12 protein-coding genes are annotated in these 13,978 nt (G+C 45.2%); 10 read left to right on the top strand and 2 right to left on the bottom strand.

The genetic code is table 11. The features are described from left to right. Positions 1-289 precede the first annotated feature (289 nt). Complete coding sequence (gene aceB, locus R7O03_RS08715) at positions 290-1,918, top strand: malate synthase A (protein ID WP_318131668.1); 1,629 nt, start codon at positions 290-292, stop codon at positions 1,916-1,918. Positions 1,919-2,038: 120 nt separating this feature from the next. Continuing rightward, entirely contained in the window at positions 2,039-3,352 is a 1,314-nt protein-coding gene (aceA, locus tag R7O03_RS08720) for an isocitrate lyase (RefSeq protein WP_005381733.1), read from the top strand. A gap of 123 nt (positions 3,353-3,475) precedes the next feature. Here aceA and R7O03_RS08725 read toward each other — a convergent pair whose 3' ends face one another. After that, the gene (locus R7O03_RS08725) at positions 3,476-3,925 is read right to left on the bottom strand and encodes a CBS domain-containing protein (protein ID WP_017820562.1); all 450 of its coding nucleotides are present in this window, start codon (positions 3,923-3,925) and stop codon (positions 3,476-3,478) included. Positions 3,926-4,237: 312 nt separating this feature from the next. Between R7O03_RS08725 and R7O03_RS08730 the strand changes: the two genes are divergently transcribed. From R7O03_RS08730 to secF, 6 genes are all read left to right on the top strand, one after another. After that, on the top strand, positions 4,238-5,404 hold the full coding sequence (locus R7O03_RS08730) for a trypsin-like serine protease (protein WP_042521159.1): 1,167 nt from the start codon (positions 4,238-4,240) through the stop codon (positions 5,402-5,404). A 268-nt stretch (positions 5,405-5,672) separates the two neighbouring features. Next, complete coding sequence (queA, locus tag R7O03_RS08735; protein WP_005381728.1) at positions 5,673-6,725, top strand: tRNA preQ1(34) S-adenosylmethionine ribosyltransferase-isomerase QueA; 1,053 nt, start codon at positions 5,673-5,675, stop codon at positions 6,723-6,725. Positions 6,726-6,872: 147 nt separating this feature from the next. Then, the gene (gene tgt, locus R7O03_RS08740) at positions 6,873-8,009 is read left to right on the top strand and encodes a tRNA guanosine(34) transglycosylase Tgt (protein WP_005381727.1); all 1,137 of its coding nucleotides are present in this window, start codon (positions 6,873-6,875) and stop codon (positions 8,007-8,009) included. A gap of 177 nt (positions 8,010-8,186) precedes the next feature. Continuing rightward, positions 8,187-8,516: a preprotein translocase subunit YajC gene (gene yajC, locus R7O03_RS08745; protein ID WP_005381725.1), complete on the top strand. Its 330-nt coding sequence runs from the start codon at positions 8,187-8,189 to the stop codon at positions 8,514-8,516. Positions 8,517-8,537: 21 nt separating this feature from the next. After that, positions 8,538-10,394, top strand: a complete 1,857-nt coding sequence (secD, locus tag R7O03_RS08750) for a protein translocase subunit SecD (RefSeq protein ID WP_005381724.1) — start codon at positions 8,538-8,540, stop codon at positions 10,392-10,394. Between the two features lie 14 nt (positions 10,395-10,408). Next, on the top strand, positions 10,409-11,356 hold the full coding sequence (gene secF, locus R7O03_RS08755; protein ID WP_005383689.1) for a protein translocase subunit SecF: 948 nt from the start codon (positions 10,409-10,411) through the stop codon (positions 11,354-11,356). A 209-nt stretch (positions 11,357-11,565) separates the two neighbouring features. On the opposite strand, the gene suhB is transcribed toward secF, so the two are convergent. Further along, positions 11,566-12,369, bottom strand: coding sequence for an inositol-1-monophosphatase (gene suhB / locus R7O03_RS08760; RefSeq protein ID WP_005381722.1), 804 nt, complete (start codon positions 12,367-12,369; stop codon positions 11,566-11,568). 231 nt (positions 12,370-12,600) lie between these two features. Between suhB and trmJ the strand changes: the two genes are divergently transcribed. Further along, positions 12,601-13,320, top strand: coding sequence for a tRNA (cytosine(32)/uridine(32)-2'-O)-methyltransferase TrmJ (gene trmJ / locus R7O03_RS08765; protein WP_005383693.1), 720 nt, complete (start codon positions 12,601-12,603; stop codon positions 13,318-13,320). Between the two features lie 125 nt (positions 13,321-13,445). Further along, positions 13,446-13,952 (top strand): Fe-S cluster assembly transcriptional regulator IscR, encoded by a 507-nt coding sequence (gene iscR / locus R7O03_RS08770; RefSeq protein WP_005381720.1) that lies wholly within the window; start codon positions 13,446-13,448, stop codon positions 13,950-13,952. Positions 13,953-13,978 lie beyond the last annotated feature (26 nt).

The following is a 13,978-nucleotide window of genomic DNA, read 5'->3' on the forward strand; positions in this document are numbered from 1 at the left end:
TTTACAAAATAAGGTGCTTGATAGATGGTTTTTACCTTGCGGAATAAAACTTTGAATTTTCTGTTTTGTTTATATTGGGGGTTTCACTAAACCCTTTGTTGATATAGCTTATTTAAAGGCGATACGACTTATGTCTAGATTGAAAATACACGTAGCATTACGCAATCTATCGACATGGCTAGACGAGTTGAACACAAAGTTAAAGGATGTAATTTGTTGTTCATAACTTACAAATGTAGCTTTACGCTGACTGCCCAAGATGGATAAAGCACGTTAAGGATGAATGATTATGCTTGCTCAGACAGAACAAAAAACACGACAACTAAAGCAAACCCAAGGCATGCTTGAGGTGAATGGAGTCGTTGCTCCAGAACATCAAGCAATTTTCCCTGTTGAAGCCCAAACCTTTTTATCTCTACTGTGTGAAAAATTTGCCGGACGTGTTGAACAGTTGCTGGAAGCAAGAGAAGAGAAGCAAGCACGTATTGATGCTGGTGAGCTACCAGACTTTCTACCAGAGACACAAGACATCCGTGAAGGAAGTTGGAAGATCCTAGGAATCCCACAAGATCTGCAAGATCGCCGTGTGGAGATTACCGGACCAACTGACCGCAAGATGGTGATTAACGCACTGAATGCGAATGTAAAAGTGTTCATGGCAGACTTCGAAGATTCAATGTCTCCTGCATGGAGTAAAGTGCTAGATGGTCAAATTAACTTGCGCGATGCTGTTAATGGCACCATCAGTTACACCAATCCTGGCAATGGCAAACATTATCAGCTGGAAGATGACCCAGCGGTGTTGATCTGCCGTGTTCGCGGCCTTCATTTAAAAGAAAAACACGTTACGTGGCACGGTCAGATCATTCCAGGTGCGCTATTCGATTTCGCTCTGTATTTCTATAACAACTATAAAGCGTTACTTCAAAAAGGCAGTGGCCCTTATTTCTACCTTCCAAAACTGCAATCGCATCACGAAGCGAAGTGGTGGAGCGAAGTGTTCCATTTCACGGAAGACTACTTCGGTTTGGATACAGGCACGATCAAAGCGACTGTGCTGATTGAAACCTTACCAGCGGTATTCGAAATGGACGAGATTCTGTTCTCGCTTAAAGAACACATCGTTGGTTTGAACTGTGGTCGCTGGGATTACATCTTTAGCTATATCAAAACATTGAAAAAACACTCAGACCGAGTACTGCCAGATCGCCAAGTGGTAACGATGGACAAGCCATTCTTAAACGCTTACTCGCGATTATTGGTACGTACTTGCCATAAACGAGGTGCTTTCGCGATGGGAGGAATGGCCGCATTTATCCCAGCTAAAGACCCGAAAGAGAATCAAAAAGTATTAGACAAGATCCAGACTGACAAATCGTTAGAAGCTAACAACGGCCACGACGGTACTTGGGTGGCTCATCCAGGTTTGGCTGACACTGCTATGGAAGTCTTTAGTGCTGTGCTGGGTGAACGCACCAACCAGTTGGATGTGAGCCGTGCAGAGGATGTGCCTATTACAGCAGCCGAACTGCTTGAGCCTTGTGAAGGCGAGCGCACTGAAGGCGGAATGCGCCACAATATTCGCGTTGCGCTGCAATACATCGAAGCTTGGATTTCTGGCAATGGTTGTGTGCCGATTTACGGACTGATGGAAGACGCTGCAACGGCAGAAATCTCCCGAGCTTCTATCTGGCAATGGATTCAACACGGCAAGTTGCTAGACAACGGATTAAAGGTCACTAAAGAGCTGTTCGAGCTCTATCTAAAAGAAGAGATTGAAGTCGTGAAGCAAGAAATTGGCGAGCAGCGCTACCATGCGGGTCGATTTGAAGAAGCAGCAGACTTAATGGCAAGGCTCACGACGAGCGATGAACTGACCAACTTTTTGACAGTTCCTGGTTATGACTACCTAGATTAATAAAGAATAACTGTAACACCAATAACGTGAAGGATTTTCAAGGCAGATAGGGAAGTACTGCCTGAGAACGGAAACTCAACGCACACGCATAAAGTGCAAATTATAAAGAGGGATAGACCAATGACTAACTTAACTCGCCGCCAACAAATTGAAGCTCTGGAAAAAGACTGGGCAACTAACCCACGCTGGAAAAATGTGAAGCGTACTTACACTGCCGAGGAAGTGGTGGAACTGCGTGGCTCTATGGTGCCTGCAAACACAATTGCACAACGTGGTGCAGACAAACTTTGGTCACTGGTCAACGGTAGTGCGAAAAAAGGTTACGTAAACTGTCTTGGTGCGCTAACGGGTGGTCAAGCGGTTCAACAAGCTAAAGCAGGTATTGAAGCGATTTACTTGTCAGGCTGGCAGGTAGCGGCGGATAACAACACCGCTTCGACGATGTATCCAGACCAATCTCTTTACCCAGTAGATTCTGTACCGTCAGTAGTAAAACGCATCAACAACTCATTCCGTCGTGCAGACCAAATTCAGTGGGCTGCTGGTAAGACGCCTGAAGATGAAGGTGGTATTGATTACTTCCTACCTATCGTAGCGGATGCTGAAGCGGGCTTTGGTGGTGTGCTTAACGCTTACGAACTAATGAAATCGATGATCGAAGCCGGTGCCGCGGGCGTTCACTTTGAAGACCAGTTAGCATCGGTGAAAAAGTGTGGCCATATGGGTGGTAAGGTATTAGTTCCTACGCAAGAAGCGGTACAAAAGCTCGTTGCAGCTCGTTTGGCTGCTGACGTAGCGGGTACAACAACATTAGTTATTGCTCGTACTGATGCGAATGCGGCGGATCTCATTACTTCAGATTGCGACCCATATGATAAAGACTTCATCGAAGGTGAGCGTACTCAAGAAGGTTTCTACCGCGTTCGCGCGGGTATCGACCAAGCTATCTCTCGCGGCCTGGCTTACGCACCATATGCAGACTTGATTTGGTGTGAAACGGCTACGCCATGTTTGGAAGAAGCACGTAAGTTTGCAGAAGCAATTCACGCTGAATACCCAGATCAATTGTTGGCGTACAACTGCTCGCCTTCATTCAACTGGGAGAAAAACCTAGATGCAGAAACCATTGCTAAGTTCCAACAAGAGCTTGCAGACATGGGCTACAAGTACCAATTCATCACGCTAGCAGGCATTCACAACATGTGGTTCAACATGTTTGAACTGGCGCACGCTTACGCTCAAGGTGAAGGTATGCGTCATTATGTTGAGAAAGTTCAGCGTCCTGAATTCCAAGCGGCTGAAAAAGGCTATACGTTTGTTGCGCACCAACAAGAAGTAGGTACAGGTTACTTCGATAGAATGACCAATACCATCCAAGGTGGTAACTCTTCAGTGACAGCATTGACAGGTTCGACCGAAGAAGACCAATTCTAATTGGCAGAGAAACACTTCCTTAATCAGCGTCAGTAATGGCATTTTGAGCGGCAACCCTGCCGCTCTTTTTTCGTTTAACCGGTGTAAAAACGAAACTTACAACAAAGAGAATACGCTTGCGTACTATTCTTCCTGCTCGATTTCTTCAGGTTCCACTTCTTCTTGTAGTTCCAATAAGTTAATCGCAATCGTCACGAAGTCACTATCAGTAATAATGCCGACCAATCGACCTTTGGTGACAACAGGTAGACAGCCAACTTTATGCTTTTGCATATAGATAGCGCTCTCTTTGAGCCCCGCGATAGGCTCTGCCGTCATGATGTTGGTGTGCATCATTTCGTAGAGCGGTGTGTCTAAAGTAAAAGATTGTTCAGCCTCATCTGGGTGCAAGCTCGATTCTTGAGCAGCAAGAATGTCGCGTTGAGTCACCAAGCCTTGTAAGTGGTTATTGGCATCAACAACCGGAATGTGTCGAATATCAAGCGCATCCATCATGCTTTTTGCATCACGCAAGGTGTGCGTGCGCAGTAATGTATGAGGATTACGAGTCATCATGTCTTCAACCTTGATCATAGAGACCTCCAGCGGCATTGTCCTTCTCTTAAATATAGAGAATATTTTTCTGTATATCTGGGAGCTAACTCGTTTTTCATCAATTAAATAGCACAATGCTGATGGGCTGCGTAATCTGTGTTTTATTGGTGTTTTTATTAATTTGAATAAGTCGGTTTGTGTGCGAGTCAGTTGGCATTTTTAGTTGATATTGAATGTGTCCCCAAGGTAATCCAATGAATTGAATCGCACATTTTTATTCGCTGGATGTTCCAAGATTCTTCTCTCGAAGAAGATACGTCCAGGCTTACCAAATTGAAGACAGCAACCTAGATGAAACGAACAACGTGTAACAAACTTATTGCGCTGGCAGTGGCGGCATTCAGTGTGCCATCAACACAGGCGATTGTGTTAGGAGATGAACAAACCGATCCTGTTGACCGCGTTACTTTGCGAGCAAGTAATATGGCAGAGTTTCCGCTGTGTGGTGGAACGATGCTGACAGAGCAATGGGTACTGACTGCGGCGCACTGTGTGGTGATGGGACAAGGAACCAATGAAGCAACCTACTATGTGACCCCGCCGGGTGAGCTGTCGGTGAATGCGAATGTGTATGAACTTAATTCTGCAGGGCTTGATAACTTCTATCCGGTGTCTCACGTTGTGGTTCATCCGGATTACACCCGGATTTCAAAAGCTGAGACCGACAGTAATGGCAACGTGAAACCTATCCAAACCGGTTTAGATTCAGACATCGCGTTGCTGTATCTCACGCGCCCAGTGGCAAACGCGAGCTTTGCTGACCTAGCGAGTAAAGTTGACATGGAGAGTATCGAAGCACGTTTGGCGGCGGATTGGAACGATAATTACCTGACCAATCAACGTGTCGAAAATGTGCAAGTGTTTGGATGGGGGGCTACTCAGCCGGATGCTTCTGAACCTTCTAATACGCTCAAAACCACCATTAGCACATTTTTACCCATCGACAAATGTTATGAGCGTTTAGAAATTGGCAGCAGTTTTCCGGGGATCATTGATTCAAGAGACAACCAAACCAAAATTTGTACGCTACCAACACAAAACCATGTATTGGAGCCAGATAGCCATACTCAATATGGCAACTCTGCATGTAAAGGTGACAGTGGTGGCCCGTTGGTCGATGTGGCGACCGGCAAACAAATTGGTATTGTTAGTGGCGGCCCCCTTATTCTACCAACGTGTGGCTCTTTGACGATCCCAAGTTTCTACACCAAGGTGAGCCACTATTACGACTGGGTACAGTCTTACATCACTGCCGATGCGCCACCAAGTCGTTACATCATTGCGCCGAATTTTATCAAAAGTGCTAACAATGAAAGTGGTGACAATAAAGAGTGTCACGATGGCATTGCGACCAATAACTGTGATTTCAAAGGCTCAGATGATGAAGGTGGCAGTCTAGGGTTTTGGTTATTGGGTTTATTCGTGCCGTTATTCTTGTGGCGAAAGCGTGAGGTTTGATAGGGCGATTGGAATGCCAAACTAATAAGCAGCGGTATACGTTGCTTTGCTTTTTTCATGTTCTCTCTTTGGGGCTCAAATTAAAAATAGTGCCAAGTAATCGAGGCTTTTCACGTTTTATTACACTCTTCACCATGGCTTTTACTGCTATATTCTGGTGATTTGCTTGCTATTGCAGCATGTAAACATATACTAGTCTGCTGCGAAAAACTCGTCGCAATTTTATCGTCGCCTAGACGTGATTTGACCAATAGATAAGACAAGTAACATGCAAGTATCAGATTTCCATTTCGACCTTCCAGATGAACTCATCGCTCGCTACCCTCAACCAGAGCGTACCGCTAGCCGACTGCTGCAAATGGACGGCAATACCGGAGAGCTCATTGATGGCACATTTACTGATGTATTGGGCCAAGTTCAACCCGGTGACTTAGTGGTGTTTAATAATACTCGTGTTATTCCTGCTCGTCTTTTTGGCCGCAAGGAATCGGGCGGTAAATTAGAAGTGCTGGTGGAGCGCATGTTGGATGAGAAAAGCATCCTCGCGCACGTTCGTTGCTCTAAATCACCAAAACCAGGTACAACCATTATTGTTGGCGAGAATGATGAATATTCAGCAGAAATGGTTGCACGCCATGATGCTTTATTTGAACTGAAATTTAGTTCTGATAAGACGGTACTAGAAATTCTGGAAGAAATCGGCCATATGCCGCTTCCTCCTTACATCGACCGTCCAGACGAAGATGCAGATAAAGAGCGTTACCAAACGGTATATAATCAAAAGCCAGGTGCGGTTGCGGCACCTACAGCGGGCCTTCACTTTGATGATGTTCTCTTGGAGAAAATCAAAGCGAAAGGTGCAGAGTTTGCTTACGTTACTTTGCACGTTGGGGCGGGTACATTCCAGCCGGTAAAAGTGGAAAATATCAACGATCACCACATGCATGCCGAGTACGTAGAAGTACCACAAGAAGTCGTCGAAGCAATTAAAGCGACGAAAGCGCGTGGCGGACGAATTATTGCTGTTGGTACCACATCTGTGCGTTCACTTGAAAGTGCAGCGCAAGACGCATTGCAAAAAGGGACTGAGCTGGCCCCATTCTTTGGCGATACTGAAATCTTTATTTTCCCTGGTTACGAATATCAGCTAGTGGATTGCTTGATCACAAACTTCCACTTGCCTGAATCAACACTGATCATGTTGGTGAGTGCATTTGCTGGATACGAGAACACCATGAATGCTTACAAACATGCGGTGGAAAACAAATACCGTTTCTTCTCGTATGGCGATTCAATGTTCATCAAGAAGAAAACAGCGTAGTTAAAAATAGATTTACGAGTGCTAGCAGTAAGCTAGGAAATAAAGCATCCATTGCTTTGTCTCTCGCAAGGAAAAGCGACCGCTCCTTAAAGTAGGGTAGAGCCCTAAACACTCAGTCAGACTGTTTCTCTGACATCCGGAGGCATCGTGAAATTAAAATTCGATCTTAAGAAGAAAAACGGCAATGCACGTCGTGGTCAACTGACTTTCGAACGCGGCACTGTTCAAACTCCTGCGTTCATGCCAGTAGGTACTTACGGTACCGTTAAAGGTATGACACCAGAAGAAGTAAAAGGTACTGGTGCAGAAATTCTGCTAGGTAATACGTTCCACCTGTGGCTACGTCCTGGTCAAGAAGTGATGAAAATGCACGGTGACCTGCACGATTTTATGAACTGGCACGGTCCTATTCTTACTGATTCAGGCGGCTTTCAAGTATTCAGCCTTGGTAAGATGCGTACGATCACTGAAGAAGGTGTTCACTTTCGTAACCCAGTAAACGGTGACAAGATTTTCATGGACGCAGAAAAGTCGATGGAAATTCAAAAAGACCTGGGCTCTGACATCGTTATGATTTTTGACGAGTGTACGCCTTACCCAGCGACACACGATGAAGCGAAGAAATCGATGGAAATGTCATTACGCTGGGCACAGCGTTCACGTGACCACTTCGAGAAGCTAGAAAACCCGAACAACCTATTTGGTATTGTCCAAGGTGGTGTTTACGAAGATTTACGTGATGTGTCGGTAAAAGGTCTAACGGAAATCGGTTTTGACGGTTACGCGGTTGGTGGTTTGGCAGTAGGTGAGCCTAAAGAAGACATGCACCGTATTCTTGAGCATACTTGTCCTCAACTTCCTGAAGACAAACCTCGCTACTTGATGGGCGTAGGTAAGCCAGAAGACTTGGTTGAAGGTGTTCGTCGTGGTATCGACATGTTTGACTGTGTAATGCCAACGCGTAACGCACGTAATGGTCACTTATTTGTGACTGGTGGTGTGATCAAGATCCGTAATGCGAAACATAAAACGGATACAACACCATTGGATCCGCATTGTGACTGTTACACTTGTCAAAACTACAGCAAGTCGTACCTTCACCATTTAGAGCGTTGTAATGAAATCTTAGGCGCTCGCTTGAATACAATCCATAACCTGCGTTACTACCAGCGTCTGATGGAAAGCATTCGTAAAGCAATTGATGAAGATCGCTTCGATGAATTTGTTACTGAGTTCTATGAGCGTCGTGGCCGTGAAGTGCCACCACTAGCAAAAGAGCAGTAATTGAAAAACTAAAAGAATTAAAGCCTTTGGCATGTCGCCAGAGGCTTTTGCTAATAAAGTAGGCTAACGCACGTTATTTTTGAGAGAGCGATCTCTATTAGTTACTCTCAGACTTGAATCTAAAATGCGAAAGCCCAATTTGTTTGATTATCAATAAAATATAATGAGGATGTTTTAATGTTTATTTCTCAGGCTCACGCAGCAGCAGAAGGCGCGCCAGCAGGCGGTGGTTTTGAAATGCTAATCATGCTTGGCATGTTCGCAGTGATCTTTTACTTCATGATTTACCGCCCACAAGCGAAACGCGTAAAAGAACACAAAAACCTAATGGCTTCTATGGGCAAAGGCGACGAAGTTTTAACTAGCGGTGGCCTAGTGGGTAAAATCACTAAGATTGCTGAAGACAATGACTACATTTCAATTGAGCTTAACGCGAACAATGAAGTAGTAATCAAGAAAGACTTCATCACTGCAGTGCTACCAAAAGGTACGCTTAAGTCTCTATAAAACAGCTAAAGGATCCTCGCTGTGCTAAACCGTTATCCATTATGGAAGTACTTGATGGTGCTTTTTGCCATCATCACCGCTGCGTTATACGCACTTCCAAATATCTACGGTGAAGATCCGGCTATTCAAGTTACAGGGGCGCGTGGCGCCTCTGTAGATATGTCAACGCTGGATGCTGTCACTACTGCTCTTAACAAAGAGCAACTTTCTCATAAATCCATTGCTCTCGAAGATGGATCAATTCTTGTTCGTTTTAACGACACTGACACACAAATCAGTGCTCGTGATGTCATCAGCGAAGCGCTAGGCAAAGACACAATTGTTGCACTTAACCTTGCACCTTCTACACCCGATTGGCTAGAAGCGATTGGCGCGTCACCATTGAAGCTAGGTCTTGACCTTCGCGGTGGTGTTCACTTCTTAATGGAAGTGGATATGGATGCAGCGATGGAAAAGCTTGTTGGTCAACAAGAAGAAGCTTTCCGTAGCGAACTTCGTGACGCCAAGATTCGTTACCGTGCAATCCGCCCTTCTGGAAAAGAAGCGGTAGAAGTGTTGTTGCGTAACGAAGAGCAATTAGCAGAAGCGAAAGCAACGCTAGAAAAGAATCACCCGGACATGATTTTTGTCGATTCTGATTCAAATGGCCGTTACGCTCTTACTGCAACCTTTACTGAGCAACGTTTACAAGAGATCCGTAACTATGCTGTTGAGCAAAACATTACGATTTTACGTAATCGTGTCAACGAACTAGGTGTTGCGGAACCATTGGTTCAACGTCAAGGTGCTAGTCGCATTGTAGTTGAACTGCCTGGTGTTCAAGACACTGCTCGTGCAAAAGAAATTCTCGGAGCTACGGCAACGCTTGAATTCCGTGAAGTTGATGATAAAGCTGACCTATCGGCAGCGGCAAATGGTCGTGCGCCAGCAGGTAGTGAAATCAAGATGGACCGTGATGGTCGCCCAGTTGTGCTTAAGAAGCGCGTTATTCTTGGCGGTCAAAGCATCACAGATGCAAGCTCAAGTGTTGATGAATATGGTCGTCCACAAGTTAACATCTCGCTAGACAGCGAAGGTGGTAATAAGATGTCTGCGTTCTCTAAGAAGAACATTGGTAAGCTAATGGCTACCGTGTTTGCAGAATACAAAGACAGTGGCCGTCGTACGCCTGAAGGCAAAGTTATTCTGGATAAGCATGAAGAAGTCATCAACCAAGCAACGATTCAATCGGCTCTTGGTCGTAACTTCCGTATTACAGGTATCGACTCTGCTGCAGAAGCACACAACCTAGCACTTCTACTACGTGCTGGTGCACTGATTGCACCTATCTCTATCGTTGAAGAACGTACCATTGGTCCATCAATGGGCCAGCAAAACATCGATATGGGTATCCAAGCATGTATCTGGGGTATGGTTGCCGTAATGCTATTTACGCTGCTTTACTACCGCGGCTTTGGTTTGATTGCAAACATCGCTCTAATGGCAAACTTGGTGCTTATCATTGGTGTTATGTCGATGATTCCAGGCGCTACCATGACGCTTCCGGGGATAGCCGGTATCGTGTTAACAGTCGGTATGGCGGTTGATGCGAACGTACTGATCTTCGAGCGTATCCGTGAAGAAATTCGTGATGGACGTAGTCCACAACAAGCGATTCACCAAGGTTACGCGAATGCATTCAGCACGATTGCTGATGCGAACATCACAACACTAATTACTGCAATCATTCTATTTGCGGTCGGTACAGGTGCGGTGAAAGGTTTCGCAGTTACTCTATCTATCGGTATCTTAACTTCAATGTTCACCGCCATTATTGGTACACGTTGTATCGTGAACCTGATCTACGGTGGCAAACGCGTTGATAAATTGTCGATCTAAGGCTGGGAATTAATATGTTTCAAATTCTAAAAGCAGAGAAGACGATCGGCTTTATGCGTTGGTCGAAAGTAGCATTCGTTTTTTCAATTATAATGATTGCTGCTTCTATCTTCACTTTGTCAACCAAGTGGCTTAATTGGGGTCTAGATTTCACTGGCGGTACGCTTATCGAGGTCGGTTTTGAACAGCCAGCAAACCTTGAAGAGATTCGTGCAGCACTAGATTCAAAAGGCTTTGGCGATGCGACAGTACAAAACTTCGGTAGTGCTCGTGAAGTCATGGTCCGTCTTCGTCCACGTGATGACGTTTCTGGTGAAACGCTAGGTAACCAAATCATTGGTGCTATCAAAGATGGTACTGGCGAAAGCGTAGAAATGCGTCGTATTGAGTTCGTAGGTCCCAACGTTGGTGATGAGCTAACAGAAGCTGGTGGTCTAGCGATCTTGGTATCGCTGATCTGTATCCTGCTTTATGTATCGATGCGATTTGAATGGCGTCTAGCGGCTGGTGCGGTAATGGCATTGGCTCACGATATAATTATCACGCTAGGTGTCTTCTCGTTTCTACAAATTGAAGTTGACCTGACCATCGTAGCTGCGCTACTGACGGTTGTGGGCTACTCACTCAACGATACCATCGTTGTATTTGACCGGATTCGTGAAAACTTCCGTAAGATGCGTAAGGGTGAACCTTCAGACATTATGGACGCCTCAATCACTCAAACGTTGAGCCGTACATTGATTACATCTGGTACGACGCTGTTCGTGGTAATTGCACTGTTCATGCAGGGTGGTGCTATGATTCACGGCTTTGCAACCGCACTTTTACTCGGTATCACTGTAGGTACTTACTCTTCTATCTACGTAGCATCAGCACTGGCTCTAAAACTGGGTATCCAGAAAGAGCACTTGATGCCACCTCAAGTAGAAAAAGAAGGTGCAGAGTTCGACGAAATGCCATAAGGCAGATTGAGAACCGAAAACAAAAACCGCTGAGCAATCAGCGGTTTTTTTGTATCTGAATAGAGTCGTGAGCTTGCCGAACCTCATTGTATGGAGAGCCTTACATTGCAGCTAAGTAGATACGGTTCGGTAGATACAAAAAAGCCCCGCTCATTGAGCGGGGCTTTCTAAAGTCATCAGCGTGACGGGCTAAATATGACTTTCAAATCTTACTTAAGGATCGCGCTGTTACCGTTTTCGCGGATGTGCTTAAGGATAGATTTTACGCCACGAGCGCTTGAAGCAACGATGTTACCAGACTTCATGTAGTCAGTGCCGCCAGCAAAGTCTGTTAGGATTGCGCCAGCTTCACGAGCAATAAGCTCACCTGCTGCCATATCCCAAGGTTTTAGGCCTAGTTCGAAGTAACCATCAACACGGCCAGCAGCCACGTAACAAAGGTCTAGAGCAGCAGAGCCGCTACGACGGAAATCAGCACACTCAGTGAATAGCGCACCAACGATCTTGATGTAAGACTCAGCGTGTTGTTTCTGCTTGAATGGGAAGCCTGTTGCTAGAACAGTACCTTGAAGGTCTTTTAGTTGAGCAACACGAATACGTGCACTGTTTAGTTGAGCGCCGGCACCGCGTTGTGCAGTGAATAGCTCGTTTTGCATTGGATCGTAAACACAAGCAACTTCAGTTTTGCCCTTAATACGAACAGCGATAGAAACCGCGAAAGTTGGGTAACCTTTTACAAAGTTAGTGGTGCCATCCAGTGGGTCGATGATCCATTGTACGTCTTTATCTTTACCTTCGATAAGACCTTGTTCTTCAGCAACGATACAGTGCTCAGGGTAAGACTGCTTGATAGTATCGATGATGATGTATTCTGCTTCTTTGTCTACGTTAGTGACAAAGTCATTAGTGCCTTTAAGAGTAGATTCTACTTTATCAGTGTTTTCTAATGATTTAGCAATATGATTGCCTGCCTTTCGCGCAGCGCGAATAGCAATGTTTAGCATTGGATGCATACGAATTTCCCAACGGATGTTAAAGAACAAATGAAAGCGGCGGCGAGTATACCAGAGATAATTAAAAAGGGAAGTGGTTATTTTTTGTTCTAAATGCGGCTGGTTGAGTGTACAGAGCATACTGCGGACGAGAACAATAACCAAGAATGAGAAGAGAGGTCTGCTTGCCTCTAGGGTGTCTTAAAAAACTATGATAACATTCTGCGGTTTTAATTTAGGTAGCAAACACAGATGTTGGATCAAGTAAAAATTGTACTCGTAGGTACCTCTCATTCAGGCAATATTGGCTCAGCAGCTCGAGCAATGAAAGTGATGGGTTTAAACCAACTAGTATTAGTCGATCCACAATGTGAAGTGGATGAACAAACTCTTGCTTTAGCTGCGGGTGCTGGTGATATTGCTCAAAATGCAAAGATTGTCGGCACATTAGAAGAAGCGGTTGAAGATTGTGGCCTTGTTGTGGGTTCTAGCGCCCGCTCTCGTACATTAGAATGGCCAATGCTCGAGCCACGTGAATGCGGTGAGAAATTTGCAGTTGAAGGCCGAAAGCATCCGGTTGCGCTCGTGTTTGGCCGAGAAAGAACTGGTTTGACAAACGAAGAGCTACAAAAGTGCCACTACCATGTTTGTATTCCCGCTAATCCTGAGTACAGCTCGCTTAACCTAGCGATGGCTGTACAAACTCTCAGTTACGAAGTGCGAGTTGCACACTTGAACTTAGAGCAAAGCCAGTTTTCCCCAAATGAATCGGAAGAATACCCGCGTCATCGAGAACTCGAAATGTTCTTCGAGCATCTTGAAAAGGTGATGGTTGAGACCCAGTTTATTAACAAAGAGCAACCTGGACAGGTGATGAATAAGTTGCGCCGTTTGTTCTCTCGTGCTCGACCAGAAACCCAAGAACTTAATATTCTACGAGGCGTTTTGACTTCGATAGAAAAGAAGTTCTGAGTGAATAATAACCACTTTAGGTGTAAGGATGAATACCTGAGTAAAATGGTCAAATAAATACTTGACCAAATTACTCAGGTATGGAAAAATCTTAACCATTACAAACCATGTGGATACGGTGTGGTATGAAACTTACATCTAAAGGAAGATATGCGGTGACAGCCATGCTGGATGTGGCACTGCATTCGCAACAAAACCCTGTACCTCTGGCTGATATTTCAGAGCGTCAAGGGATCTCGCTCTCTTACTTAGAGCAGCTATTTTCAAAATTGCGTAAAGCAGGTCTCGTTGCCAGCGTTCGTGGTCCTGGTGGTGGTTACCGACTTGGTGCCGACGCTCACAGTATCGCTATTGGTACCGTGATTGCTGCCGTTGATGAGTCAGTAGATGCAACCAAATGCCAAGGTAAAGGAGATTGCCAAGGTGGAACACGTTGCCTTACTCACACGCTGTGGCGTGACCTAAGCTCTCGCATTAGTGACTTTTTGAATAACATCACTCTTGGTGAGTTGATGACAGACAATGAAGTACTCGAAATTTCTGATCGTCAGGACATTGATCTGGCGGTAACCCATGGGCTATCAAACAAAAATACAACCGCCGCGCCCATCGGTGTAAACGTCCGCTCTTAGCGGTCAGCTTTTTACATTGGAGTAGA

The sequence above is a fragment of the Vibrio sp. Vb2960 genome, from assembly GCF_033337665.1.
GTDB lineage: Bacteria > Pseudomonadota > Gammaproteobacteria > Enterobacterales > Vibrionaceae > Vibrio > Vibrio alginolyticus.